Consider the following 23,723-nt stretch of genomic DNA (forward strand, 5'->3'; position numbering starts at 1 on the left):
CTGCGGTAGAGGCAGCACGGACGTTCCCCGACCCCCGGCGGCGCATGGGACGTACCGCCGACCGTGCCGCCGGAGGCCAGCCCATGCACACCTCGCGACTTCCGCTCCGCCGCGGCCTGACCCTGGCGGCCGCCGCCCTCCTGCCGGCCGCGCTCGCCGGGCCGTCCGCCGCGGCCTCGGGCATCTCGGTCAGCACCACCGGCACCACCGTCTCCGTGGTCACCAGCGCCTGCACCCTGATCAACGGCAGCTGGGGCACGGCGGCCCTGCTCACCGACCGGCAGGCGAACTTCGCCCAGGGCCGGCAGGTGGCCCTGACCGGCACCTCCGTCAGCCAGTCCGCGGCCTGGACCGGGGTGAGCCCGGGCACGTACACCGTGGCGGTGGTGTGCTCCAGCGGTCTCACGGCGGGCAGCCAGTCGGTGATCGTGTCCGCGTCCGCGCCCGCGTCCGTGAGACCGGCGGTCCCCTCGACGCGACCGACGGTCTCCTCGACGTCCAGCCCGGCGGCACCGTCCCGGGGCGTGATGGGCGGGCTCGGCGGTGCCGCCCGCGACTACGGCCCGCTGACCCTGGGCGTCGGCGCGACCCTGGTCGGCGCCGGGGTCGTCGCCACGGGCTGGGTGCTGCGCCGCCGTTCGAAGCCGTACCGGCTCTGAGCGGGCCGCACGGCCGCGGCGGCGGACGCGCGCCCTCAGTCGGCGTCCGGCAGCCCGGCGAACTCCGCCAGGGCGTGCGTCAGCCACTGGGTCCAGAAGGTCTCCAGGTCGATGCCCGCCCGCAGGACCAGGTGGCGCAGGCGGTCCTGCGGGGCGTCCCGGTCCGGCGGAAAGTCGCGCTGCTCGATCTGCCGGTACTCGGCCAGCTGCCGCCGGTGCAGCTCCAGATGGCGGCGCAGATCGTCCTCCAGGCCCGCGGTGCCGACCACGGCCGCCGCGCGCAGCCGCAGCAGCAGCGGATCGCGCATGGCCCTCGGGTCCTGCGCGGCGGCGGTCCAGCGGGCCAGCTCGGCGCGGCCCGCCGGCAGGACCTCGTACCTCTTCTTCTGCCCGCGGGCCGGCTGCTCGGCCGGCAGGGTGCGGATCAGGCCCTCCGCCTCCAGCTTCCCCAGCTCGCGGTAGATCTGCTGGTGCGTCGCGGACCAGAAGTAGCCGATCGACTTGTCGAACCGGCGGGTCAGTTCCAGTCCCGACGACGGCTTTTCCAGCAGGGCGGTGAGGATCGCGTGCGGGAGTGACATGGGGTCATCCTAGGGAGGCGCGCGGACGGCCCTACAGCGCGGCCGCCAGTTCCGTGCCCTGCTTGATCGCCCGCTTGGCGTCCAGTTCGGCCGCGACGTCGGCGCCGCCGATCAGGTGCGCGCTGCGCCCGGCGGCCAGCAGCTCCTCGTACAGCTCCCGGCGCGGCTCCTGGCCGGTGCAGAGCACGACCGTGTCGACCTCCAGGACCGTGCTCTCCTCGCCGACGGTGATGTGCAGCCCGGCGTCGTCGATCCGGTCGTAGCGCACGCCCGGCACCATGGTCACGCCCCGGTGCTTCAGCTCGGTGCGGTGGATCCAGCCGGTGGTCTTGCCGAGTCCGGCGCCGACCTTGCTGGTCTTGCGCTGGAGCAGGTGGACCTGGCGGGGCGGCGCGGGCCGCTCGGGGGCGGTGAGCCCGCCCGGCGCCCGGTAGTCCGTGTCGACGCCCCAGTTCCGGAAGTACGCCTGCGGGTCCTCGCTCGCCTTGTCGCCGCCGTCGGTGAGGAACTCGGCGACGTCGAAGCCGATGCCGCCGGCGCCGAGGACGGCGACGCGGTCGCCGACGGGGGCGCCGTCGCGCAGCACGTCGAGGTAGCCGAGGACACGGGGGTGGTCGACGCCGGGGATGTCGGGGGTGCGGGGGGTGACGCCGGTGGCGACGACGACCTCGTCGAAGCCCTCCAGGTCGCCGGCCTCCACCCAGGTCTCCAGGCGGACGTCGACGCCGTGGGCCTGGAGCTGGTGGCGGAAGTAGCGCAGCGTCTCGTCGAACTCCTGCTTGCCGGGCACCTTGCGGGCGACGTCGAGCTGTCCGCCGATGTCGGCCGCCGCGTCGAACAGGGTGACGGTGTGGCCCCGTTCGGCGGCGGAGACCGCGCAGGCGAGACCGGCCGGGCCGGCGCCGACGACGGCGACGCGCTTCTTCAGCCGGGTCGGCGCGAGCACCAGCTCGGTCTCGTGGCAGGCACGCGGGTTGACCAGGCACGAGGTGATCTGCCCGCTGAAGGTGTGGTCGAGGCAGGCCTGGTTGCAGCCGATGCAGGTGTTGATGGCCTCCGGGGTGCCGGCGGCGGCCTTGGCGACGAAGTCGGGGTCGGCCAGCATCGGGCGGGCCAGGGAGACCATGTCCGCGCAGCCGTCGGCCAGCAGTCGCTCGGCGAGTTCCGGGGTGTTGATGCGGTTGGTGGTCACCAGGGGCACGGACACCGCGCCCATGAGCTTCTTGGTGACCCAGGTGTAGGCGCCGCGCGGCACGGAGGTGGCGATGGTGGGGATGCGGGCCTCGTGCCAGCCGATGCCGGTGTTGATGATCGTGGCGCCGGCGGCCTCGACGGCCTTGCCGAGCGCGATCACCTCGTCCAGCGAGGAGCCGCCCGGCACCAGGTCCAGCATGGACAGCCGGTAGATGATGACGAAGTCCTCGCCGACGGCCTCGCGCACCCGCCGGACGATCTCGACGGGGAACCGCATCCGGTTCTCGTAGGGGCCGCCCCAGCGGTCCGTGCGCCGGTTCGTCCGCGCGGCGATGAACTCGTTGATCAGATAGCCCTCGGAGCCCATGATCTCGACACCGTCGTAGCCGGCCCGCCGGGCGAGGCGGGCGGCGCGCGCGTAGTCCTCGATGGTGCGCTCGACGTCGGCGTCGGTCAGCTCGCGGGGGACGAAGGGGCTGATGGGCGCCTGGAGCGGGCTCGGCGCGACGAGGTCCCGGTGGTAGGCGTACCGGCCGAAGTGCAGGATCTGCATCGCGATCCGGCCGCCCTCGCGGTGCACGGCCTCGGTGACGGTCCGGTGCCGCTCGGCCTCCGCCTCGGTGGTGAGCATGGCGCCGCCCTCGTACGGCCGTCCCTCCTCGTTGGGCGCGATGCCGCCGGTGACGATGAGGCCCACTCCCCCGCGCGCGCGGGCCGCGTAGAACGCCGCCATCCGTTCGAAGCCGCGCTCGGCCTCCTCCAGGCCGACGTGCATGGAGCCCATGAGCACGCGGTTGGGCAGCGTGGTGAAGCCCAGGTCGAGCGGGGTCATCAGATGCGGGTAACGGCTCATCGGGCCCTCCGTGCGCGGTGCGGTCACCTCTGTTGTAGAGGAAGCCCGAGCCTTTGTGCAACTAGTTGCACAATCGGCGGCACGCGGAAACGGACGGTCCGGCGCGGCGACGCCCCGGCCGGCGGTGGGCCGGCCGGGGCGTCGCCCGGAACCCCGACGCGGTCAGCGGCTCTCCAGGCGCAGGTGCAGGTCCCGCTCCTGGTCGCCGGAGGCCGTGCAGGTCTCCTGCACGGTGAACATCGAGTCCAGGGTGGTGCGGAACCGCTCCACCGCCCAGTAGCTGCCCTGCACGTCCGCCTGGACCGGCGAGTCGAGGTGGACCGGCGGGCAGCCCCCGCCGCGGGCGTCCGCGACGTCGTACGTACCGAGCCATACCATCGGACGGGTCTCGTGGAGCTGCTGCGGTACCTCTTCCGGAGTCCGGTCGGAGGCGAAGCAGGCGCTGAGCGCTTCGAAGACGAGCCGGGCGTCGTCCTTGGAATAGCCGCTGATCTCCACCGAGACGGTTTCCGGATGCGACCGCTCCGTGTCTGCCATGATCGCTCCTTTCGTGGCCGTGCTGCGGTGGAACGGGGTACCCCGCCGAACCGCATCCATCCTCAGCAAAGCACCACCGGTCGCCGGGCACACCTCAGCCGCGGGAGAACTTGTACGTCTTGCTGTCCGTCAGCACGCAGAAGCCGGGCGAGACCACGATCACGCGCAGGGTGCCGGTCCTGCGGTCGTAGTCGATGCCCTCCGCCTCGAAGGCGCCCGAGCAGGAGCTGCGCAGCGGCAGCTGGCGCAGCGCCGTGACATGGCCGGAGACGTCCGCCGTGCCGTTGGGCGCGGCCGACAGGTCGATCTGCAGCAGCGGTTTGGTGAGGCCGAACAGGCTGCCCTCCGGGTCGTCGGAGGAGCACAGCAGGGTCGTGGGGCCGGAGAAGTCGCAGCCCTGGACGTCGCGGACGGCGTGGTCCAGGCGGACGGTGGAGACCTGCGGGAGGTTCGCCGAGGGCGAGGTGGCCGGGTTGACGCCCGGGGTCGGGAAGACCAGCAGCCGGGTCATCGTGCCCCACTCGCCGGACAGCATCCACTGGCCGTCGGGTGAGATCGCGGCCCAGGAGTTGTTCAGCGCCTCGCCCGCGCCCAGCGTGTGGACGTACTCCGACCAGGCGCCGCCCGGCGCCTGCACCCGGAACATCTTGGAGTTGCCGGAGTCCCGCTGGTAGGGCTCGACGTAGTAGCCGTCGTACGAGGCGTCGGGGTCGCCGACGTGGTTCCAGCCGCGGCTGGAGACGCCGAGGGGAATGGTGCCGACGCCGGTGTAGCGGTTGGGGCTGTTCGCCGGGACCTCCACCGAGGCGAGGCCCTGGCTCTCGGTCAGCGGGTCGGCGCGGTCGGAGCCGGTCTCGGTCCAGGTGTCCGCCGCGTGGGCGGGCGCGGGCGCGGCGAGCGACACGACGGCTGCGGTGGCGAGGGTGACGAGTCCGGCGAGAACTGCGTGACAACGTTGCCGGGCGGACGCGGGCATGGCCGACTCCTCTGACGGGTTGGGGGCCCGGGGCGAGCGGGCGGGGTCACTCGGACGGCGGACAGTCTGGCGTGGCGCCGTAGTCATGTACAGACCAAGAGAGCAACATGAGCGTGAACTCTCACGGCCCGCCGGACCGCGCTGTACGGTCTCGGCAGGAGGTCCGGCACGGCGCGCCCGCCGGCGCGACGGCTTCGGCGGACGGCCGCGCCGTGTTGAGAGATGGTGGAGGTAGACGGCGAAGGCGTCGGAGAGTCGGGTGTGAGCGCGGTAGAACCAGGGGATTCGGCACGGGGGACGGCGTGCCGTGCGGACGGGCGAAGGCGGTGCGTGGCATGAGTGCACCCGGGGCTCCGGTGGCGGAGGGCGGCGAACCGGCGCGTGGGCCGGTGCCTCCGGGCGGCCTGCTCGACGTCCTCGGCGTGGCGTCGGTGGTGCTGGACACCGACGGGCGGATCGTCCTGTGGAGCCCGCAGGCGGAGGAGCTGTTCGGCTACACCGCGCAGGAGGCCCTCGGCCAGTACGCCGCCCGGCTGATGGTGCACGAACGGCACATCCAGCTGGTCGGCAAGCTCTTCGCCGACGTGATGCGCACCGGGCAGAGCTGGGCCGGCGGCTTCCCGGTCCGACACAAGGACGGCAGCACCCGTCTGGTGGAGTTCCGCAACATGCGGCTGCTGGACGACCAGGGGGACGTGTACGCGCTCGGGCTCGCCGCCGACCAGTCGACGGTGCGGCGGCTGGAGCAGGACGTGGCGCTGTCCGAGCGGATGGTGATGCAGTCACCGATCGGCTACGCCGTCCTGGACACCGGCCTGCGGTTCGTCTCGGTCAACCCGGCCCTGGAGGAGATGAACGGGGTGCCGGCCGCCGGGCACGTGGGCCGGACGCTGCGCGAGGTGCTGCCGATGCTGGACACCGAGTCCCTGGAGGCCGCCGCCCGGCAGGTGCTGGCCACCGGGGTGCCGGTGATCGACGCCACGCTCGTCGGCCGCACGCCCGCCGACCCGGACGCGGACCACACCTGGTCGCACTCGCTGTACCGGCTGGAGGACGCGATGGGCAACGTGCTCGGGGTGGCGGTCTCGATGACCGACATCACCGAGCAGCACCGGGCCTCGGTGGAGCGGGAGGCCGCGCGGCGCCGGCTCGCGGTCATCGCGGACGCCTCCGCCCGGATCGGCACGACGCTGGAGCTGGAGCGCACCGCGAGCGAACTGGCCGACGTCGCCGTGCCGGAACTGGCGGACGTGGCGGCCGTGGACCTGCTGGAGGCGGTGGTCGAGGGCCGGCGCAGCACCCTGGGCCCCTCGGAGGCGGCGGTGATCCGGGCCCTCGCGGTCCGTCCGGCGGAGGGCACGGAGGCGGTGCTGGCCGCCGACCCGCCCGGCCGGACCGCCCGCTACGCGCCCGACCGCCTGGTCACCGAGTGCGTGCGCACCGCCGAGGCGGTCCTGGTGCCACAGGTGAAGGACGAGGACCTGCCGCGCATCGCCCGCTCCCCCGAGGCGGCCGTGCTGCTGGGCCGGGCGGGCCTGCACTCGTACCTCGCGGTGCCGCTGATCGCGCGCGGCGAGGTGCTGGGCGCGCTCGACCTCAAACGCACCCGCAACCCGGCGCCCTTCGACGAGGACGACGTCCTGCTGGCGCGCGAGCTGGCCGCCCGCGCGGCCGTGCAGATCGACAACGCGCGCTGGTACCAGAACGCCCGCAACACCGCGCTGACCCTCCAGCGCAGCCTGCTGCCCGGCCATCCGCCGGTCACCACCGGCCTGGAGGTGGCCTCCCGGTACCAGCCGGCGGGCGCCACCAGCGAGGTCGGCGGGGACTGGTTCGACGTGATCCCGCTGGAGGGGGGCAAGACCGCGCTCGTCGTCGGTGATGTGATGGGCAGCGGCATCAGCGCCGCCGCCACGATGGGCCGGCTGCGCACCGCGACGACCACCCTGGCCGCGCTCGACCTCGATCCGGCGCGGCTGCTCGAGCACCTGGACAAGACGACCTCGGCCCTGAACCACTCGATCGCGACCTGCGTGTACGCCGTCCACGACCCGCATCTGCGGCAGTGCCGGATCGCCAACGCCGGTCACCTGCCGCCGGCGCGCGTGCGGCCCGGCCGCCCGGCGGAGCTGCTCGACCTGCCCACCGGGGTGCCGCTGGGGGTGGGCGGGGTCGGCTTCTCCACCGTCACGGTCGACTTCGCACCCGGCGACGAGCTGGTGTTCTACACCGACGGCCTGGTGGAGACCCGCCGGCACTCGCTCGACGAGCGCCTGGCCTTCCTGCTGTCCCTGCTCGACGACCCGGCCCGCCCGCTGGAGGAGGCGTGCGACCTGCTGCTGCGCACGCTGCACCACCCGGACAACCACGACGACGTGGCCCTGCTCATCGCCCGGGCGCAGGAACTGCCGTAGGCCTTGGGGCTCCTGCGGCCTCGGGCGGGGTCACTCTCGGGCCGGGGGCCGTACGCCGATCACCACATGCGCGTACAGCTCCTCGCTGACCGCCAGGCGGGTCGTCAGGCCCGCGGTCTCGAAGGCCCGTACGGCGGCCGGGGCCTGGCGTTCGCTGGTCTCGGTGAGCAGGCAGCCGCCGGGGGCGAGCCACTCGTGCGCCCCGGCGGCCACCCGGCGCAGCACGTCGAGCCCGTCGGCCCCGCCGTCCAGCGCCACCAGCGGCTCGTGCTCGCGGGCCTCCGCGGGCAGCAGGGCCACCTCGGCGGTGGGTACGTAGGGCACGTTGGCGGTCAGCACACCCACCCGGCCGCGCAGGCCGGCGGGCAGCGCGTCGTACAGGTCGCCCTGGTGCGCCCGGCCGCCGAACGCGGCGAGATTGCGGCGGGCACAGCGCACGGCGGCCGGATCGATGTCGGCGGCGTGCACCTCCGCCCCGTCCAGGGCGGCGGCCAGCGCCGCGCCGAGCGCGCCGGAACCACAGCACAGGTCCACCACGACGGTCGCGGCCGGCGCGGCGGCCAGTGCCTGGTCGACCAGGAACTCGGTACGGCGGCGGGGGACGAACACGCCGGGTTCCAGGGTGACGCGCAGCCCGTGGAACCCGGCCCAGCCGAGGACCTGTTCGAGCGGCAGCCCGGCGGCGCGCCGGTCCACCATGCCGGCCGCCTCCCCGGGGGTGCGGGCGGCGGAGAGGATCAACTCGGCCTCGTCCTCGGCGAAGACGCACCCTGCGGCGCGCAACGCGGAGACGACGTCGGACGGGGAGAACGGAACGGGAAGGGGCATGGAAGCCGGAAGCCTTTCGGGAGCGCGAAGCCTTCAGGGCGCTCCCGCGGTCACCGGAGCCGGCGTACCGCGCCGTCACGAGGAGGGAGCACCCCAGCCGACACAGCGGGAATGGGTCTCACCTCCTCGTCGTCAAAGCCGCGGGGCGTCCGCGGCCGGACGGCCACCTTACCCGACGGCCGCCGACGGGCCCTCGGGGAGGCGGGGTTCAGACACCGACCGTCTCCTCGGCCTCCTCCTCGGCCTCCTGCTCGGCCTCCTCCTCGGCGGCCCGCCGGGGCTCCCGGCCGGGCCCGGACCCGGCGGGTGCGGTCCCGGCGGCGGGGACGGCCGCCTCCTGGCGGGCGGCGCGGGTGCGCTCGTACAGGGCGGCCACCGCGGTCACGAGGGCACCGGCCAGCAGCCAGGCCACCAGGGTCCACACGGCGCGGGACAGGCCGTCCCCGCCGAAGTAGAGCAGGCCGCGGGAGCCCTCGACGAAGCCGGCGCCGTTCCAGAAGGCGTGCAGGGTGCCGAAGAAGCCGTTCTGGAGTTCGGGCTGGAACAGGCCGCCGGAGCTCGTGAAGTTCAGCATCACGAACAGCACCATCATGGTGAGCGTCGTCCACCGCTTGAGGAACGTGTGCAGGCCCACGCCGACGAGCAGGATGCCCGCCGAGTACAGCGAGGCCATGCCCCAGACGCCCGCGAGGTCGTGGTGGGCGAGGTGGAACACCGGCCCGGCGAGCAGCGCGCCGATGCCGCCGACCACGGCGGCGACGCCGAGCGCGAGCAGCGCCCGGACCCGCATCGCGAGGGCGGCGCCCGCGGCGCCGAGCGCGGCGACGGAGGCGTACGAGCCGATGCTGACCGCGACGAGCAGGAAGAACAGGCCCTGCCCGGTGGGGTCGTCGGCGACCGGGGCGGCCACGTCGGTCACCGTCAGCGGGACACCCTCCCGGGCGGCGACCGGCGTGAAGACCTTCTCCACGGCGGTGGCCCCCATGTCGGACGCGGCGCTCGCCACCAGCAGTTCGGGCGCCTTGGCGCTCGGCACGTAGGCGCCGGTCACCTCGCGGGACATGAGCAGGTGGACGGCGTCGGCCCGGGTGGCGACCGTGCGGACGTCGAGCCCGTCCCCCGCGGCGTCCTTGAGGGTCTGCGCGAAGACCTTCGCCTTCGGGGCGGTGCCGACGACGGCGACCGGCAGGTGGTGCGGCTCGGGGGTGACGAACGCCCCCATGTACGCGAGCCCCATGCCGACGCACATCAGCAGCGGGGTGATCAGGTGCGTGAGCACATGGCGCAGTGCCGGTGACCTCATCGCGCGCGGCCCTCCAAAGGTTGGCTTATACAACTCTGACTTCAAGTTGTACTATACAACTAGACCGTCGGAGGAGGTATTCCCGTGAGCGCAGCGGAGTCGGCCGTCGAGACGATCCAGCGCGAGATGACCATCTTCGCCCGCCGGGCCCGTGCCTCGGCGGGCCGTATGCACCCCGAGCTGTCCCTGGTGTCGTACACCCTGCTCGGCCACCTGGAGGAGCGCGGCGGCTGCCGGGCGACGGACCTGGCGGCGCACTACGCCCTGGACAAGTCGACGGTCAGCCGCCAGGTGGCGGCGCTGGAGCGGGCCGGGCTGATCGAGCGCCGGCTGGACCCGGAGGACCACCGGGTCCAGGTACTGCATCTGACGGACGCCGGCCAGGAGATCCTGGCCCAGGTCACCCGCAGCCGCCGGGCCGCGTTCCGGGAACGGCTCGCGGACTGGCCGGAGGAGGACCTGGTCCGCTTCGCCGCCTACCTGGAGCGCTACAACGCCGGACCGGGCGGCGCGGACCCGGACTGAGGCGGCGGCCCGGCCGCGGGGAGCGGCGCCGGTCTACGGCACCGGCACGGCCGTGCGGTCCTCCGCCGGCCGCTGCGGTGCCCTCGCCGCGAGGAACGCGGTACGGCGGCGCAGCCGGAAGCCGAGGGACTCGTACAGCCGGATGGCGTTGGTGTTCTCGGCGCTCGTGTGCAGGAACGGGGTCTCGCCGCGCTCGCGGATGCCGTGCGCGACCGCGAGGATCAGGCGGGTGGCCAGGCCCGCGCCGCGGAAGGCGGGGTCGGTGCAGACCGCGCTGATCTCGGTCCAGCCCGGCGGGTGCAGCCGCTCCCCCGCCATGGCGATCAGCGCGCCGTCGCGCCGGATGCCCAGGTAGGTGCCGAGTTCCACGGTACGGGACAGGAACGGTCCCGGCTGGGTCCGGGCCACCAGGTCGAGCATCTCGGGCACGTCCGCCGGACCGAGGCGGACCGCCTCCGGGTCCGGCGCCGCGGCGAGGCCGTCGTCCACGAACTGCACGCCCTCGACCCGGAAGGTGATCTCCCAGCCCTCCGGCAGCTCCCCGCGGAAACCGGGCAGTGCCACCTCGGCGCCGGGACCGGCCAGCGCGGCGACGTCCGCCCAGTCCCGCGCGTCCGGGTCGTCGGGCAGGGCCAGCCAGGGGGAGACGTCGACCGGATAGCGCAGCACCCGGCCGCGCCGCTCGGCGAAGCGGGCGTGCGGGCCGGTCAGGGAGGCGAGCGCCGGGTTGTCGAGGACGTGCGGGACGGCGCGGGCCGGACCGGGGACGCCCGGGCTCGTCACGGCGCTCATCCGGCCGCCTCGGTCGCGGTCCTGGAGACATGGGCCTGGAGCATCCTCGTTTCCTCACTTCTCTCGTGCTGTCACCGGCACACCGGCGCCGGCACTGATCGGCAAGGAGCGGTCCCGGGCCGGTATTCCCGGCCCGGAACAGAGTTCACACGGCCGCAATGACACGCAACGCGTCACGTGATGACGGGCGACGAGCCGGGACGGGGCGCGGCGCGGCGCCGTGAGGTGCGAGGCGCCGCGGGACCGCCGGCCGGGGCCGGAGCATCCCGGCCGACCCCGTACGGTTTAACCATGAACGTCACGCGAGGCTTCACGGGTCGCCCGCGCGTCCACGACCCGGGGCTGCCGCCCGGGCAGTACGACGCGCGCGACGACTGGCCCGTCCTGTCCGCCGAGGTCACCCCCGACCTCACCCCCGCCGACTGGTCCTTCCGCATCGACGGCCTGGTCGAGCGCCCGCACACCTGGGACTGGGACGCGGCGCACGCACTGCCGGCGTCGGCGTACCACGGTGACATCCACTGTGTGACCGGCTGGTCGAAGTTCGGCGTGCGGTTCGGCGGCGTCTCGCTGGACGCCTTCTTCCGTGTGGTGCGCCCCCATGGGTCCGCCACACATGCCGTCGCCCACTCCCACACGGGCTACACCACCAACCTGCCGCTCGCCGACCTCACCGGCGGACGGGCCTGGATCGTCTGGGAGTACGACGGCGCACCGCTGCCGCCCGAACACGGCGGACCGGCGCGGCTGGTGGTGCCCCACCTGTACTTCTGGAAGAGCGCCAAGTGGATCGCGGGCATCACGCTCCTGGACCATGACGAGCCGGGCTTCTGGGAGCGCAACGGCTACCACGGGCGCGGCAACCCGTGGGAGGAACAGCGGTACGCCGGTGACTGAGACGACGACTTCCGCGCGGCGGTTCGCGGTGCCGGGGCGGATCGCCGTGAGCGAGCAGGCGGCCTCCGTGTGGCGGACGGCCACCCTGACGGAGATCCGGCGCGAGACACCGCACGCGGCCACGTTCCGGCTGGCGGTGCCGCGCTGGGCGGGGCACCTGCCGGGCCAGCACCTGCTGCTGCGGCTGACCGCCGCGGACGGCTATGTGGCGCAGCGCCACTATTCGATCGCGTCCGCCCCGGACGGTTCCGGGCACATCGAGCTGACCCTCGACCGGGTGCCGGACGGCGAGGTCTCCGGCTGGTTCCACACCGTGGCCCGGCCCGGTGACACGGTGGAGGTGCGGGGCCCGCTCAGCGGCTTCTTCGCCTGGCCGGGCGACCGGCCCGCGCTGCTGATCGGGGCCGGGTCCGGGGTCGTACCGCTGATGGCGATGATCCGGCACCACCGGGCGCGGGGTCTCACCGTCCCGCTGCGGATGCTGGTGTCGGCGCGCGGTCCCGAGGACCTGATCTACGCGTCCGAGCTCGGCGCGGAGACGACGCCCGTGTTCACGCGCAGCGCCCCGCCCGGGGTTCCGGTGGGACGCATCACGACCGCACACGTGGCGCCGCTCCTGGCCGAGCCGCCCGTCGGTGGGTGGGAAGCCTATGTGTGCGGGTCCAACGGTTTCACCGAACACGCTTCGCGACTGCTGGTGGCGGCCGGTCAGCCGGTGGACCGCATCCGCATCGAGCGCTTCGGCTGACGACGGGGCGGCGCCCGGGTCGCGCCGGGGAGCGCCGCGCGCGATCGTGGGGCGCAGGGGGCGTGCCGTGCACCATATGGGCCGGAACTCGCGGGTTCGCGGCGTGCGCGAGGCGCGCCGAACGGGGTACGAGACGGGTGTGGACGCTCGTGTCCGTGAGCGGCGGGGGCGGTGGACCGGCGACCCGGCTCCTCCCGCTCCCCGGCTGCGGCGGTGGCGAGGAGGTGGACATGCGTACCCGGGTGCGTGGCTGGCGCTGGCGGCGCAATCCGCTGCGGCGCCGGTCGGACGTCGTGGAGGCGTGGGCGGTGCTGGTGGTCACCGTCCTGATGTCCGTGGTCGCGCCCCTGGCCGGGGTGGCCGCGGGCCTGCACGCCCACGACCAGGCCCGGGCACTGGCCGCCGCCCAGCGGGCCGAACGCCATCAGGTGCGCGCGGTGGTGGTCGGCGACACGCTCCGGCGGCTGGCCCCGGCGCAGAGCGACCCCCGGCAGCCCTACCGCGCCCAGGTCCGCTGGACCGAGCCGGGCAAGGGCGTCCGGACGGCGTGGGCCCGGGTTCCGGCGGGGACCCGGGCCGGGGAGCCGGTGTCGGTGTGGTTCGACTCCCGGGGCCGTAGTGTCGGGCCGCCCGCGGACGGCGTCGCGGTGTGGCAGCACACCGTGACCGTCGGGCTGTGCGCGGCGGCCGGTACGGCGACCGTCGTCCTCCTCGGCCACGTGGTCGCGCGCCGGATCGCGCTGCGCCATCGGCTGGCCGAGTGGGAGCGGGAGTGGGCCAGGACGGGACCCCGGTGGACCCAGCCGCTCACCTGACGCCCGGCCGCCGGAAACGGCTGGCTTGTGACCCGACCACTGGCAGCGTCCTCCCGCACTCGCCCGCGCCTCGGAGCATGCGCTTACCCGGCTTCGGACCAGCCGCGATGACGCGCACGAGCGAACGGTCCAGCCCGAACGGCGCCTCCCCATGACCCTGGCGAGTCATCCGATCACCCCCGTACGGTGAGGCGACGCAGTCTCCCTTCACGAAGGCGGTTGTTGATGGCCCTGTTCGACCTGCCCCTCGACGAACTCCACGCGTATCGCAGCGGGTCCCCCGAACCGGACGACTTCGACGCCTTCTGGGACAAGACGCTTCAGCAGGCCCGCGAGCACGAACTGGACGCGCGCTTCGAGCCGGTGGAGACCGGGCTGTCCACCGTCGAGGTGTACGACGTGACGTTCGCCGGGTTCGGCGGCCACCCGGTGAAGGGCTGGCTGCGGCTGCCGGCCGGGGCCGCACAGCCGCTGCCGCTGGTCGTGGAGTTCATCGGCTACGGCGGCGGCCGCGGCCTGCCGCACGAGAACCTGCTGTGGGCGTCGACGGGCCGGGCCCACTTCGTGATGGACACCCGGGGGCAGGGCAGCGCCTGGGGCGGCGGGGGCGGCACCCCGGACCCGGTGGGTGCGCCGCCCGCGTACCCCGGCTTCATGACGCGGGGCATCGACGCGCCGGAGGACTACTACTACCGCCGGGTGTTCACGGACGCGGTGCGCGCGGTCGAGGCCGCCCGCTGCCACCCGCTGGCCGACCCGGCGCGGACGGCGGTGACCGGCGAGAGCCAGGGCGGCGGCATCGCCCTGGCCGTCGGCGGACTGGTCCCGGACCTGGTGGCGGTCGCCCCGGACGTGCCGTTCCTGTGCGACTTCCCGCGTGCGACGACCCTGACGGACCGTCACCCGTACCGGGAGATCGGCCTGTTCCTGAAGACGCACCGCGGACGCTCGGCGGACGTGCTGCACACGCTGTCCTACTTCGACGGGGTGCACTTCGCGGCCCGGGGCCGGGCGCCGGCCCTGTTCTCGGCGGCCCTGGAGGACCAGACCTGCCCGCCGTCGACCGTGTTCGCGGCCTTCAACGCGTGGGCGCACGAGGACAAGGCGATCGAGGTGTACGAGTTCAACGACCACGAGGGCGGCGGCCCCTTCCAGGAGGCCGAGAAGGTGCGCTGGCTGCGGTCGTACGCCTGAGACCCGCCGCCGGCGGCGCCGGTCTTTCCTCCGGTCCGACCAGTCGGTACGTTCGGAGCCCCCGGGCGGCAGTGCCGCGGCCCGGGATCCCGGCGACGAGGGAGGCCACATGTCCGCGCACGAAGCCCAGGAGAGTCGGCGGACACCGCAGACGGACGCGCGGGTCCACGGGCACTGCGATCCGCGGTTCGCGGCGGTACGGGAGGCGTTCGCGGAGAACTTCCGCGCACGCGGGGAACTCGGCGCCGCGGTCGCGGTGACCGTTGCCGGCGAGACGGTGGTGGACCTGTGGGGCGGCTGGGCGGACGTTGACCGCGCCCGGCCCTGGGCACGGGACACCGTGGTGAACGTGTGGTCGACCACCAAGGGGCCCGTGGCGCTGTGCGCGCACATCCTCGCCGACCGGGGCCTGCTCGACCTCGACGCGCCGGTGGCCGCCTACTGGCCGGAATTCGCCGCCGAAGGCAAGGACAAGGTGCTCGTGCGGCACCTGCTGTCACACCGCGCCGGGCTGTCGGGGCTGCGCGAGCCGCACACCCTGGAGGACCTGTACGACTGGGAGCTGACCACCGCGCGGCTCGCCGCGATGGCGCCCTGGTGGGAGCCGGGCACCCGATCGGGCTACCACGCGCTGACGTACGGCTTCCTGGTCGGGGAGGTCGTGCGGCGCGTGTCGGGACTGCGGCCGGGAGCCTTCCTGGAGCGGGAGGTGACCGGGCCGCTCGGGCTCGACTTCACGGTGGGCCTGCCGGAGCGGGACTACGGCCGGGCGGCGCGGCTGGTGCACCCGCCGGCCGCCTCGCGCACCGGACAGGCGCCGGGCTCCGGCCAGTTGGCGCCGGTCGCGCTGGCGGCCCTGGCCAACCCCCTCGTCGGGGCGGCGGAGGCGAACAGCCCGGCCTGGCGGGCGGCGGAGATCCCGGCGGCCAACGGTCACGGCACCGCCCGCGCGGTCGCGGCGCTGTACGGCGTCTTCGCCGGGGGCGGCTCGTACGGCGGCCGGCGCATCCTGTCGCCGCAGGCGGCGGAGCGGGTGCGCGAGGGCCAGGGCAGCTGCCGCGACCTGGTGCTCGGCGCGGGCTTCGAGGGCGACACCGAGGTCGGGCTCGGGCTGTGGCTGAGCGGGCCCCAGGGGTCGTACGGCCCCAATCCGCGCGCTTTCGGCCACGACGGCTTCGGTGGTTCCTGCGGGCTAGCCGATCCGGACGCGGGGGTGTCGCTGGGGTACGTCATGAACCGGATGGGGCCGCACATCGCCAATGATCCACGGAAATCAGCGCTGGTGGAGGCCCTCTACAGCGCCTTGTGACGGTGCGGCGCGGCGCCTGGCGAGTGCCGTGCGCGCGGGTGGGTTTCGGTCGAACCGACCGATCGCTCTTCCCTCGTGGTTTAGACCAATGGTAGTCATGGTTGCGCACTGAACCCGCACGACTACCCTTTGTCACCGACAGGAGGGCGCGGCATGGCCCGCACCACCCCGCACGATCCCCCGACCGGCGGCGACCGGCCCCTGTACGGGCGGATCGCGGCGCTGCTGCTCGACGAACTGCGCGCCGGCACCATTCCACCGGGTCAACGGCTGCCGGGCGAACGGCACTTGGCCGCGCACTACGGAGTCAGCCGGGAGACCGTCCGGCAGGCGCTGGAGGTGCTGCGCCGCAGCGGTGCGGTCGCCACCGACCGGCGGGGCAGCCACGCGACGCTGCCCGGCCGGCCCGTCGAGACGGCGGGATCGCTCACCTTCCCGGTGGGCGCGCGGCCGGTCGATCCGTACGCGGTCGACCGGGCCACGGTGAGCTGGGAGGAGCCGCCGCCGGAACACGCACGGGCCCTGGGCCTGGCCCCGCACCGGCCCACGCTGGTGCACCGCTACCGGTCGGTGACGCCGGACGGCCGGTCGCTGCGCACGGCGGTGACGTCGTTCTCCGCGGTGGCGCTGGCCGAGGTGGCGGAGCTGGCCCGCTACCGGGACCGGGCCGACGGGACCACGCCGGCGCAGCTGCGGCGGGCCTACGACTGGATGCGCACGGCGGGCCTGACCCTGCACCACCGGGACGCCATCACCCAGATCGGCACCGCCTCCTCGGTGCGGGTGACCCGGCGTGTGCACGACCAGTACGCGCGCCCGCTGGAGATCACCGACCTGTTGGTGAACGCCGCATGCGACGCCCTGGTCTACGAGTTCACCCTGCCCGCCGCGGGCTGACCGCCGAGGGGCGTGGCGTCGGCCCGGCGGGCCACCAGCAGCCGGGCGCGCGGGCTGCCGTCGGCTCGCCGGCCGAACCCGGGCAGGACGCCCAGCTCCACCGTCAGGCCCGCGCGCTCCAGCTCGCGCAGCACGGCGCTCAGCCGGAAGGTCCGGTAGTACATGACGAACGGCGGTCGCCACAGCGCGTTGCGCACCCGCATCACCGCGTCGAAGCCGAGCAGCGTCCAGAAGCCGGGGTGCGCCGGGCCGGGCGGCGCGAACACCGGGAAGACGAAGCGGCCACCGGGCCGCAGCACCCCGCGGACCTGGGTGAACAGGCCCGGCAGTTCACGGGGCAGGAAGTGGCCGAACGCGCCGAAGGAGACGACGAGGTCGAAGGCGGCCGTGAACGGCAGGGCCCGGGCGTCGCCGCGCACCCATGCGACCCCCGGCCCGTCGGCGGCCGTCACGCGCCGGCGGGCGACGTCGAGCATGCCGGCGCTGAAGTCGACCCCGGTGACGCTGCGGCGGCACAGTCCGGTCAGCAGGTGCGTGCCGGCGCCGGTGCCGCAGCACAGGTCGAGTCCGTCCGTGAAGGGGCCGAGCGGGGCGAGTGCCCGCGCCACGGAGTCCAGTACGGCGTCGGGCGTCCGGAAGGGGGTGCGGTCGAACTTAGGCGCGAGCAGGTCGTAGCCGTGCTCGACGGACGACAGCGCCTGGACGGTCAGCTCGCGGAGCGTGGGGCCTTCGGGACCGAACATGACGTCAGCCTATGACGGGGGTGTCGCGGCGCGGGCGGAAGCGCACAAGGCGACGGGCTTCATCGCGGGCCCGGCCGGCCCGGCGCCGTCGGTCAGCCGAAGGCGTCGTGGCACAGCCGCGCGATCTCCGGTGTGGTCACCCCGTCCGCCTGGCGGCACAGGTCGCGCATCCGGACGGCGGCGGGCGGCCGGAAGGCGGGGCGGGGGCGCCGCACCGGGTGGTGTACCGGTCTGCGGCGCTCGGGGCGGGGGCGCCGGACCGGCGGGGCGGCCGGTGCCACCGCCCGGGGAGGTGCCGCGGGCACCGGTACGCGGCCGGTCCCGGGGTTGCGGCGCGGCCCGGCCGACGAACGGGGCCCGTGGCCGGTGCGGACCAGCGCCGCGTGCCCGGACGGCACTCGGACCGGCTCCTGGGGCACCGAGGGCCGCACCACCGTGTCCGGGGCGAGGGAGCGCCGGGGGCGGGCCGCGTCGGGCGCGGGGTCGACGGTGGTGCAGCCGGCGACGGTCAACAGCGCCGCCACCAGCAGCGGAAGAAGTCGGCGAGGCACCCGCCCACGGTCCCGCACCACCCGGGGTCACGACCCGTTCCGCGGAGGATCACCACCCTGATGAGCGATCCGCCGGGCCGACGCGGCGTCACCGCGCCGCCGGAGCACCGCGAGGACCCGCTCGCACCAGCGCACGTTCTCCTCCTCGAAGGCGATCCCGGCCAGGAGCGTGAGGTACGGCCCCACCCGGTCGGCGGTGTCGAGGAAATCCTCCTCCGCCCGCCCCGCGAGCAGGCGCTCACGCACCCTCCGGTAGCGGTCGAGCTTGCCGCGCGCCCAGCCCATGCGCTCCTCGATCAGCGCCCGGGTGACCTCCGGGTCGCCCCCGTCCATGGCCTGGATCTTGATGAGGAGTTCGTCCCGGATCGCGGTGGGCCGCTTCGGCGGCTCGGCGGCGAACCCGTCCAGCTCGGCCCGGCCGGCCTCGGTGAGCGTGAACATCCGCTTGTTGGGGCGGCGTTCCTGCTGCACGGTGCGGGCCTGGAGCAGGCCGTCCCCGGCGAGGCGCTCCAGCTCACGGTAGAGCTGCTGGGGGGTCGCGGGCCAGAAGTTCGCGAACGAGACGTCGAAGGCCTTCGACAGCTCGTAGCCCGAGGCCTCGCCCTCCAGCAGGGCGGCCAGGACGGCGTACTTGAGCGACATGTGGACAGGCTAGCAGTCAGTTGATTAGTCTCACTCGCACTTATTCAATTAGTTGACTAGTGAGTGAGGTGAGCCGATGCGCGCGTTCCGCGAGGCGGTGGAGGCCGGGAACCTGGACGCCGTCGAGGCACTGCTGGCCGAGGACGTCGTGTTCACCAGCCCGGTCGCCTTCAAGCCGTACCCGGGCAAGGCGATCACCGCGGCGGTGCTGCGCGCGGTGTTCCAGGTCTTCGAGGACTTCCGGTACGTCCGGGAGATCGGCGGCCCGGACGGCCCGGACCACGCGCTGGTGTTCCAGGCCCGGGTCGGCGACCGGGAGCTGACCGGCTGCGACTTCCTGCACGTGAACGAGGACGGCCTGATCGACGACCTCACGGTCATGGTCCGTCCGCTGTCGGGCGCGCAGGCCCTCGGCGAGGCCATGGGCGCGCGGTTCGAGCAGATCGTGAAGGACGCCGGGGCGCGGTCGGCGTGAACCGCCGCGCGCACCGCGGCACGGCGGTGATCAGTCCCTCAGCTGCCGCAGCGTGGCCTTGGTGTCGGTCTTCAGCCAGTCGGTGACGTCGGTCAGCGCGGGCGGGTTCTTGTCCTCGTCGTACGAGGTGAGGTAGACGCTGTAGCTCATCGTGTACGTCACCCAGCCGTCGCGGACGGCGAGCGTGGCGTACCGGGAGCCGCTGGAGGAGGAGCCGTTCGAGGTGTCCTGGCTGACCAGGTAGGCCTCGTCGCCGATGCCCTCGACCGGGTCGACGTCGTACCCGGTGTGGCTCTCCCCGTAGTTCTTCCAGGTGGCGGTGAACTCGGGCGCGGGGTCGGTCTTCTTGTGCAGGTCCAGCTGCACGGTCAGATAGGCGTCCGCGTAGGACGAGCCGGACTTCTTCAGGCCCAGGCTGCAGTAACTCTCGTCCAGCGCCCCGTCCTTGAGCGAGGTGCGGGTCGGCGAGGAGTCGTTCTCGGTGTACTCGGCCTTGAAGGACGAGTAGTCGGCGCCGGAGCACATGTCGGAGGGCGCCGAGTAGCCGCGCAGGTCCGCGCTGTCGCTCCGCCCGCCGACGAGGAGGACGCCGGCCGCCCACGCGGCGGAGGCGACGACCGCGCCGACGGCGGCCCACAGCACCGCGCGGCCGGCCCCGCCGCCGGCCGGGGGGACGGGCGGCACGGGCCCGTACTGGGGTGACTGCGCGTACGGGTTGCCCGGCTGCGGCTGTCCCGGCGCGGGCTGGTCGGCCAGGGTGGGCTGCGCGTGGAACGTCCCCGGTGGGGGCGACTGCGGGTTCGGGTAGGGGTAGGCCGTCGGCTGCGGAGGCACGGCCGGCCGCTGCGGGGGCTGCGGCGCGGGCTGGCCGGCCGGCTGCGGGGGCTGCGGTGGCGTGGACATGTCGCGAAGATAGTGGACGGTAGGCGGTCAAGTCCCCTGGTGTCCGGGATCGTTACGGTCTGGGGACGTCTGTTCCCGGACCCTGCCGCTCCGGCCGGTTCGCGGCTCAGGGGCGGGTCACCCCGCGGCGAGCCGCACCGGCAGAGCGCGCACGCTGTTGCCGACGAAGCCCGCGTGCGGCACCAGGCCGGCTTCGGGTACGGCGAGTCGCAGCGACGGGAACCGGGTGAACAGCCGCTCCAGCGCGACCGTGGCCTCCAGCCGGGCGAGTGGCGCGCCCAGGCAGTAGTGGGCGCCGTGCCCGAGGGACAGGTGCCGTACGGCACCGGGCCGGGCGGAGCGGGTGAGGTCGAAGCGGCCGGCGTCCGGGCCGTGCGCCGCCGGGTCGCGGCCGGCGGCGGAGTAACCGGCCAGCACGGGGGTTCCGGCGGGGACGAGCGTGCCGGCGACGGTCAGGTCCCGTACGGGGTAGCGGAACGGGAAGTAGCTGACCGGTGCGTCCCAGCGCAGCGTCTCCTCCACCACGTCCGCCCAGCTCGCCCGGCCCGCGCGCACCAGGCCCAGCTGCTCGGGGTGGGCGCACAGGGCGCGCACGGCGTTGGTGATCAGGTTGAGCGTGGTCTCGTGCCCGGCGATGACCATCAGCAGCAGGGTGCCGATCAGCTCCTGCTCGCCGAGCCGGTCGCCGCCCTCGTCGCGGGCGGCGAGGAGCGCGCTCGTGAGGTCGTCGCCGGGCCGCGCGGCCTTCGCCGCGGCGATCTCACCGAGGACCGCGACGAGTTCGCGGTTGGCGGCGACGGCCTCGGCCGGTGCGGTGTCGGTGGCCACGACCAGGCTGCCGAGCCGGTGCAGGCGCTCCTGGAACTCCACGTCCACGCCGAGGAGTTCGCAGATCACGCCCATCGGAAGGGGCAGGGCGAAGTGCCGGCGCAGGTCGGCGACTCCGTCGCCCGAGGCGGCGGCGCGTGCCAGGCCGTCCAGGAGTGACTCCGTCAGCTCCGCCACCCGTGGCCGCAGTTCCGCCACCCGGCGGGGCGTGAAGGCGCGGGCCGCCAGGGACCGCAGCCGCCGGTGGTCGTCTCCGTCGGCGGTGGTCATGCCCGGCACGGTGGCGAACGTCAGCAACGGCCAGCCCGCACCGACCCTCCCCTCGCGCAGGGCGGTGAAGTGGCGTGCGTCCTTGGCGACCTGCGGGTGTTGCAGGAACTCCTTCAGCGCCTCGTGACCGAGTACGGCCATGCCCTCGATCCCGCCGGGCAGCTCGACCGGGACCACGGCACCCCGGGACAGCAGACGCGCGTTCACGGCGTGCGGGCAGCCGCCGGCGGGGTCCAGGCGGTGCGGGGTGCGGGCGGCCGAGGTGTCCACCCGATGCTGCTGACGTTCCCCTGACAAGACGACTCCTCCCGACGTCTCCCGAGAGCGCGCCCCCGGGAACAACCCGCTCCGGTGGTTCGTTGAGCCGTTCACGGACGCGGTACTCCCCCGGGTGGTACCGTTCCCTCAGCACCTGTGCACGGCCGTCGTGGCCGCCGGTGCCAGTCTCCCCTCTCCACGCTGATCCGTCCGCCGTTTTCCGGATGTCCGGTTCCCGGCGCGTCAGCTTTCCCGGTACCACCTCGTGACGGGCCTTCCACGCCGTGCCCGAGGTGCCGTTCCCGCCGCCCGGAGGCAGTCCCGCACGCCTCCCGCTCGCGGCCACACCCCCTTTTCCTCTCTGATCCGTCCGCGAAAGGACCCCCTCCCATGACCACCACACTCGAACACCCGCCCGCGGCCCGACGGGCGCCGGCCGCCCCGCTCGTCACCGGTGTCCTCGACATCGACGCGCACGGAAAGGGACACCTGAGGGCCGCGAGCCTCCTGCCCTCCCCCGCCGATCCGCAGGTCGCACCGGCGCTGATCCGCCGCCACGGGCTGCGCAAGGGCGACCTGGTCGAAGGCGTCCGGGGCGCGCAGCGGGCCCTGACCGAGGTCGCGCGCGTCAACGGACGCGCCGGCGAGCCGGGCCCCCGGCCGCACTTCCGCGACCTCACCCCGCTCCACCCGCACCGGCGCATCCGTCTGGAGCACCCCGCCTCCGGCCTGGCCGGACGCGTCACCGATCTGCTCGCGCCGGTCGGCAAGGGCCAGCGGGGCCTCATCGTGGCGCCGCCGAAGACCGGCAAGACGGTGCTGCTCCAGCAGTTCGCCGCCGCCGTGGCCGGCAACCACCCCGAGTGCCGGCTGATGGTCCTCCTGCTGGACGAGCGGCCCGAGGAGGTCACCGAGATGCGCCGCTCGGTACGCGGCGAGGTGTACGCCTCCACCTTCGACCGGCCGGCCAAGGAGCACATCGCCCTCGCCGACCTGGTCGTGGAGCGGGCCAAGCGCCTGGTGGAGGCCGGCGAGGACGTCGTCGTCCTGCTGGACTCCCTGACCCGGCTGTGCCGGGCCCACAACAACGCCTCCGCCGCCGGCGGCCGTACCCTGAGCGGCGGTGTCGACGCCGGCGCGCTGCTCGGCCCCAAGCGGTTCTTCGGCGCCGCCCGCCAGACCGAGGAGGCCGGCTCGCTCACCATCCTCGCCACGGCCCTCGTGGACACGGGCTCCCGCGCCGACGGCTACTTCTTCGAGGAGCTGAAGGGCACGGGCAACATGGAGCTGCGCCTGGACCGGGAACTCGCCGGCCGCCGCGTCTTCCCCGCCGTCGACATCGACGCCAGCGGCACCCGCCGCGAGGAACTCCTCCTCAGCCCCGCCGAGTCGTCGGCCGTACACGGTCTGCGCCGTGTCCTGGGCTCCCGGGAGGGCGGGCGCCACGGGCTGGAGACCCTGCTGGAGCGGCTGCGCGCCACACCCGGCAACGCCGCGTTCCTGCGGCAGGTCAGGCCCACCCTGCCGGCCGCCTGACGCGCGGCCACGGGGGCGCCGGGTGTGGCATCCGGGTTGCCCCGGTGACCCGAACGGCCCGGCCGCGTGGTGCATACACACCAATTTCGTACTTTGATCATATGGTCACCGGATTCTCTTATCGCGCGGCGGTGTCGGCCTGCTCCCTCTGTGTGGCGGGCCTGCTGGCGCTCACGCCGGCCGCTGCCGCCGCCGGGCCCCGGGCCGCGCAGCCCACCGGGGAGCCCGCCCCGCCCCGCCCCGGGGCGGCGATGCCGGGGCCGTCCCTGCTCTACCACTCCGGCATCCAGGTCCGGCCGCACCGGGACACACCCGGGCTCCCGGACGTCTCGGCGCTGTCCTGGCTCGTCGCCGACGCGGGCAGCGGCGAGGTGCTGGCCGCGTACGACGCCCACCGCGAACTCCCGCCCGCGAGCACCCTGAAGACCCTCTTCGCGCTCACCATGCTGCCGGTGCTGCCCAGCGGCCGGCAGCACACCGTGCGGTACGGCGAACTGGACGACGTCGCCGAGGGCAGCAGCCTGGTCGGCGTCGAGGAAGGGCACACCTATCAGGTGGCCGACCTGTGGCGCGGCGTCTTCCTCAGCTCCGGGAACGACGCCGTGCACGTACTCGCGCGGATGGGCGGCGGCTGGGAGGCCACGGCCGCCCGCATGCAGGACAAGGCCCGCTCGCTCGGCGCCCTGGACACCCATGTGGTCTCCCCGGACGGCTACGACGCCCCCGGCCAGGTGTCCTCCGCCTACGACCTCGCGGTGTTCGGCCGGACGGGCCTGCGAAACCCCGACTTCGCCCGGTACTGCGCCACCGCCGAGGCCCCCTTCCCCGGTGACGGGTCCCCGTACCCCATCGAGAACACCAACCGGCTGCTGACCGGCGAGGACGGCGTGGCGCCGTACCCCGGACTCATCGGGATCAAGAACGGCTACACCAGCAACGCGGGCAACACCCTGGTGGCCGCGGCGCACCGGGGCGGGCGCACCCTCGTGGTGACC

23 protein-coding genes and 1 pseudogene are annotated in these 23,723 nt (G+C 74.3%); 12 read left to right on the plus strand and 12 right to left on the minus strand.

The window, feature by feature from the left end; translation table 11 throughout:
- Nucleotides 1-83: 83 nt before the first annotated feature.
- Nucleotides 84-659, plus strand: a complete 576-nt coding sequence (locus ACZ5DC_RS34410) for a hypothetical protein (RefSeq protein ID WP_468659368.1) — start codon at nucleotides 84-86, stop codon at nucleotides 657-659.
- A 35-nt stretch (nucleotides 660-694) separates the two neighbouring features.
- Here ACZ5DC_RS34410 and ACZ5DC_RS34415 read toward each other — a convergent pair whose 3' ends face one another.
- The 4 genes from ACZ5DC_RS34415 to ACZ5DC_RS34430 all read right to left on the minus strand — a co-directional run bounded on the left by ACZ5DC_RS34415 (nucleotide 695) and on the right by ACZ5DC_RS34430 (nucleotide 4,800).
- Entirely contained in the window at nucleotides 695-1,240 is a 546-nt protein-coding gene (locus tag ACZ5DC_RS34415) for a PadR family transcriptional regulator (RefSeq protein WP_468659370.1), read from the minus strand.
- Between the two features lie 31 nt (nucleotides 1,241-1,271).
- Nucleotides 1,272-3,287, minus strand: a complete 2,016-nt coding sequence (locus tag ACZ5DC_RS34420; protein ID WP_468659372.1) for an NADPH-dependent 2,4-dienoyl-CoA reductase — start codon at nucleotides 3,285-3,287, stop codon at nucleotides 1,272-1,274.
- A 162-nt stretch (nucleotides 3,288-3,449) separates the two neighbouring features.
- Nucleotides 3,450-3,824, minus strand: coding sequence for a hypothetical protein (locus ACZ5DC_RS34425; protein WP_468659374.1), 375 nt, complete (start codon nucleotides 3,822-3,824; stop codon nucleotides 3,450-3,452).
- A gap of 94 nt (nucleotides 3,825-3,918) precedes the next feature.
- The gene (locus tag ACZ5DC_RS34430; protein ID WP_468659376.1) at nucleotides 3,919-4,800 is read right to left on the minus strand and encodes a hypothetical protein; all 882 of its coding nucleotides are present in this window, start codon (nucleotides 4,798-4,800) and stop codon (nucleotides 3,919-3,921) included.
- A gap of 335 nt (nucleotides 4,801-5,135) precedes the next feature.
- On the opposite strand from ACZ5DC_RS34430, the gene ACZ5DC_RS34435 reads away from it, so the two are divergent.
- On the plus strand, nucleotides 5,136-7,214 hold the full coding sequence (locus ACZ5DC_RS34435) for a SpoIIE family protein phosphatase (RefSeq protein WP_468659378.1): 2,079 nt from the start codon (nucleotides 5,136-5,138) through the stop codon (nucleotides 7,212-7,214).
- Between the two features lie 30 nt (nucleotides 7,215-7,244).
- Here ACZ5DC_RS34435 and ACZ5DC_RS34440 read toward each other — a convergent pair whose 3' ends face one another.
- Nucleotides 7,245-8,042: a putative protein N(5)-glutamine methyltransferase gene (locus ACZ5DC_RS34440; RefSeq protein WP_468659380.1), complete on the minus strand. Its 798-nt coding sequence runs from the start codon at nucleotides 8,040-8,042 to the stop codon at nucleotides 7,245-7,247.
- A gap of 208 nt (nucleotides 8,043-8,250) precedes the next feature.
- Nucleotides 8,251-9,345, minus strand: coding sequence for an ABC-2 transporter permease (locus ACZ5DC_RS34445; RefSeq protein WP_468659382.1), 1,095 nt, complete (start codon nucleotides 9,343-9,345; stop codon nucleotides 8,251-8,253).
- A gap of 84 nt (nucleotides 9,346-9,429) precedes the next feature.
- Between ACZ5DC_RS34445 and ACZ5DC_RS34450 the strand changes: the two genes are divergently transcribed.
- On the plus strand, nucleotides 9,430-9,870 hold the full coding sequence (locus ACZ5DC_RS34450; RefSeq protein ID WP_366752901.1) for a MarR family winged helix-turn-helix transcriptional regulator: 441 nt from the start codon (nucleotides 9,430-9,432) through the stop codon (nucleotides 9,868-9,870).
- A 33-nt stretch (nucleotides 9,871-9,903) separates the two neighbouring features.
- Here ACZ5DC_RS34450 and ACZ5DC_RS34455 read toward each other — a convergent pair whose 3' ends face one another.
- Entirely contained in the window at nucleotides 9,904-10,662 is a 759-nt protein-coding gene (locus ACZ5DC_RS34455; protein ID WP_468659384.1) for a GNAT family N-acetyltransferase, read from the minus strand.
- A 291-nt stretch (nucleotides 10,663-10,953) separates the two neighbouring features.
- Between ACZ5DC_RS34455 and ACZ5DC_RS34460 the strand changes: the two genes are divergently transcribed.
- From ACZ5DC_RS34460 to ACZ5DC_RS34485, 6 genes are all read left to right on the plus strand, one after another.
- Nucleotides 10,954-11,559 (plus strand): sulfite oxidase-like oxidoreductase, encoded by a 606-nt coding sequence (locus ACZ5DC_RS34460; protein WP_468659386.1) that lies wholly within the window; start codon nucleotides 10,954-10,956, stop codon nucleotides 11,557-11,559.
- Nucleotides 11,552-12,307, plus strand: a complete 756-nt coding sequence (locus ACZ5DC_RS34465; RefSeq protein WP_468659388.1) for a ferredoxin reductase — start codon at nucleotides 11,552-11,554, stop codon at nucleotides 12,305-12,307. Before ACZ5DC_RS34460 ends, ACZ5DC_RS34465 begins: the two co-directional genes overlap by 8 nt.
- A 230-nt stretch (nucleotides 12,308-12,537) precedes the next feature.
- On the plus strand, nucleotides 12,538-13,122 hold the full coding sequence (locus ACZ5DC_RS34470) for an Rv1733c family protein (RefSeq protein WP_468659390.1): 585 nt from the start codon (nucleotides 12,538-12,540) through the stop codon (nucleotides 13,120-13,122).
- A gap of 225 nt (nucleotides 13,123-13,347) precedes the next feature.
- A complete protein-coding gene (locus ACZ5DC_RS34475; RefSeq protein WP_468659392.1) occupies nucleotides 13,348-14,316 on the plus strand; it encodes an acetylxylan esterase in 969 nt (322 codons plus the stop codon).
- 109 nt (nucleotides 14,317-14,425) lie between these two features.
- On the plus strand, nucleotides 14,426-15,625 hold the full coding sequence (locus ACZ5DC_RS34480; protein ID WP_468659394.1) for a serine hydrolase domain-containing protein: 1,200 nt from the start codon (nucleotides 14,426-14,428) through the stop codon (nucleotides 15,623-15,625).
- A 153-nt stretch (nucleotides 15,626-15,778) separates the two neighbouring features.
- Nucleotides 15,779-16,522 (plus strand): GntR family transcriptional regulator, encoded by a 744-nt coding sequence (locus ACZ5DC_RS34485; RefSeq protein ID WP_468659396.1) that lies wholly within the window; start codon nucleotides 15,779-15,781, stop codon nucleotides 16,520-16,522.
- On the opposite strand, the gene ACZ5DC_RS34490 is transcribed toward ACZ5DC_RS34485, so the two are convergent.
- From ACZ5DC_RS34490 to ACZ5DC_RS34500, 3 genes are all read right to left on the minus strand, one after another.
- A complete protein-coding gene (locus tag ACZ5DC_RS34490) occupies nucleotides 16,492-17,265 on the minus strand; it encodes a class I SAM-dependent methyltransferase (protein ID WP_468659398.1) in 774 nt (257 codons plus the stop codon). The two genes, ACZ5DC_RS34485 and ACZ5DC_RS34490, sit on opposite strands and share 31 nt — an antisense overlap.
- Nucleotides 17,266-17,357: 92 nt before the next feature.
- Nucleotides 17,358-17,816, minus strand: coding sequence for a hypothetical protein (locus tag ACZ5DC_RS34495; RefSeq protein ID WP_468659400.1), 459 nt, complete (start codon nucleotides 17,814-17,816; stop codon nucleotides 17,358-17,360).
- Between the two features lie 27 nt (nucleotides 17,817-17,843).
- Nucleotides 17,844-18,458: a PadR family transcriptional regulator gene (locus ACZ5DC_RS34500; RefSeq protein WP_468659402.1), complete on the minus strand. Its 615-nt coding sequence runs from the start codon at nucleotides 18,456-18,458 to the stop codon at nucleotides 17,844-17,846.
- A 76-nt stretch (nucleotides 18,459-18,534) separates the two neighbouring features.
- On the opposite strand from ACZ5DC_RS34500, the gene ACZ5DC_RS34505 reads away from it, so the two are divergent.
- A complete protein-coding gene (locus ACZ5DC_RS34505; RefSeq protein WP_468659404.1) occupies nucleotides 18,535-18,933 on the plus strand; it encodes a nuclear transport factor 2 family protein in 399 nt (132 codons plus the stop codon).
- A gap of 30 nt (nucleotides 18,934-18,963) precedes the next feature.
- Here the strand turns inward: ACZ5DC_RS34505 and ACZ5DC_RS34510 are convergent, their stop codons facing one another.
- On the minus strand, nucleotides 18,964-19,836 hold the full coding sequence (locus tag ACZ5DC_RS34510; protein ID WP_468659406.1) for a hypothetical protein: 873 nt from the start codon (nucleotides 19,834-19,836) through the stop codon (nucleotides 18,964-18,966).
- A gap of 117 nt (nucleotides 19,837-19,953) precedes the next feature.
- Nucleotides 19,954-21,204 (minus strand): cytochrome P450 family protein, encoded by a 1,251-nt coding sequence (locus ACZ5DC_RS34515; protein ID WP_468659528.1) that lies wholly within the window; start codon nucleotides 21,202-21,204, stop codon nucleotides 19,954-19,956.
- 378 nt (nucleotides 21,205-21,582) lie between these two features.
- Here ACZ5DC_RS34515 and rho point away from each other — a divergent pair, with 378 nt between their 5' ends.
- Both rho and ACZ5DC_RS34525 read left to right on the plus strand, forming a co-directional pair.
- Nucleotides 21,583-22,728 (plus strand): transcription termination factor Rho, encoded by a 1,146-nt coding sequence (gene rho, locus ACZ5DC_RS34520; RefSeq protein ID WP_468659408.1) that lies wholly within the window; start codon nucleotides 21,583-21,585, stop codon nucleotides 22,726-22,728.
- Between the two features lie 251 nt (nucleotides 22,729-22,979).
- Nucleotides 22,980-23,723: pseudogene (locus ACZ5DC_RS34525) on the plus strand (D-alanyl-D-alanine carboxypeptidase family protein); the annotation flags it as partial.

Source organism: Streptomyces sp. NPDC031445 (genome assembly GCF_055581365.1).

What these genes read in the sequence shown, in the direction of transcription:
- ACZ5DC_RS34410 (WP_468659368.1), top strand. Translation starts at nt 84, where the DNA reads ATGCACACCTCGCGACTTCCGCTCCGCCGCGGCCTGACCCTGGCGGCC.
- ACZ5DC_RS34415 (WP_468659370.1), bottom strand. Translation starts at nt 1,240, where the DNA reads ATGTCACTCCCGCACGCGATCCTCACCGCCCTGCTGGAAAAGCCGTCG.
- ACZ5DC_RS34420 (WP_468659372.1), bottom strand. Translation starts at nt 3,287, where the DNA reads ATGAGCCGTTACCCGCATCTGATGACCCCGCTCGACCTGGGCTTCACC.
- ACZ5DC_RS34425 (WP_468659374.1), bottom strand. Translation starts at nt 3,824, where the DNA reads ATGGCAGACACGGAGCGGTCGCATCCGGAAACCGTCTCGGTGGAGATC.
- ACZ5DC_RS34430 (WP_468659376.1), bottom strand. Translation starts at nt 4,800, where the DNA reads ATGCCCGCGTCCGCCCGGCAACGTTGTCACGCAGTTCTCGCCGGACTC.
- ACZ5DC_RS34435 (WP_468659378.1), top strand. Translation starts at nt 5,136, where the DNA reads ATGAGTGCACCCGGGGCTCCGGTGGCGGAGGGCGGCGAACCGGCGCGT.
- ACZ5DC_RS34440 (WP_468659380.1), bottom strand. Translation starts at nt 8,042, where the DNA reads ATGCCCCTTCCCGTTCCGTTCTCCCCGTCCGACGTCGTCTCCGCGTTG.
- ACZ5DC_RS34445 (WP_468659382.1), bottom strand. Translation starts at nt 9,345, where the DNA reads ATGAGGTCACCGGCACTGCGCCATGTGCTCACGCACCTGATCACCCCG.
- ACZ5DC_RS34455 (WP_468659384.1), bottom strand. Translation starts at nt 10,662, where the DNA reads ATGAGCGCCGTGACGAGCCCGGGCGTCCCCGGTCCGGCCCGCGCCGTC.
- ACZ5DC_RS34460 (WP_468659386.1), top strand. Translation starts at nt 10,954, where the DNA reads ATGAACGTCACGCGAGGCTTCACGGGTCGCCCGCGCGTCCACGACCCG.
- ACZ5DC_RS34470 (WP_468659390.1), top strand. Translation starts at nt 12,538, where the DNA reads ATGCGTACCCGGGTGCGTGGCTGGCGCTGGCGGCGCAATCCGCTGCGG.
- ACZ5DC_RS34475 (WP_468659392.1), top strand. Translation starts at nt 13,348, where the DNA reads ATGGCCCTGTTCGACCTGCCCCTCGACGAACTCCACGCGTATCGCAGC.
- ACZ5DC_RS34480 (WP_468659394.1), top strand. Translation starts at nt 14,426, where the DNA reads ATGTCCGCGCACGAAGCCCAGGAGAGTCGGCGGACACCGCAGACGGAC.
- ACZ5DC_RS34485 (WP_468659396.1), top strand. Translation starts at nt 15,779, where the DNA reads ATGGCCCGCACCACCCCGCACGATCCCCCGACCGGCGGCGACCGGCCC.
- ACZ5DC_RS34490 (WP_468659398.1), bottom strand. Translation starts at nt 17,265, where the DNA reads ATGTTCGGTCCCGAAGGCCCCACGCTCCGCGAGCTGACCGTCCAGGCG.
- ACZ5DC_RS34500 (WP_468659402.1), bottom strand. Translation starts at nt 18,458, where the DNA reads ATGTCGCTCAAGTACGCCGTCCTGGCCGCCCTGCTGGAGGGCGAGGCC.
- ACZ5DC_RS34505 (WP_468659404.1), top strand. Translation starts at nt 18,535, where the DNA reads ATGCGCGCGTTCCGCGAGGCGGTGGAGGCCGGGAACCTGGACGCCGTC.
- ACZ5DC_RS34510 (WP_468659406.1), bottom strand. Translation starts at nt 19,836, where the DNA reads ATGTCCACGCCACCGCAGCCCCCGCAGCCGGCCGGCCAGCCCGCGCCG.
- rho (WP_468659408.1), top strand. Translation starts at nt 21,583, where the DNA reads ATGACCACCACACTCGAACACCCGCCCGCGGCCCGACGGGCGCCGGCC.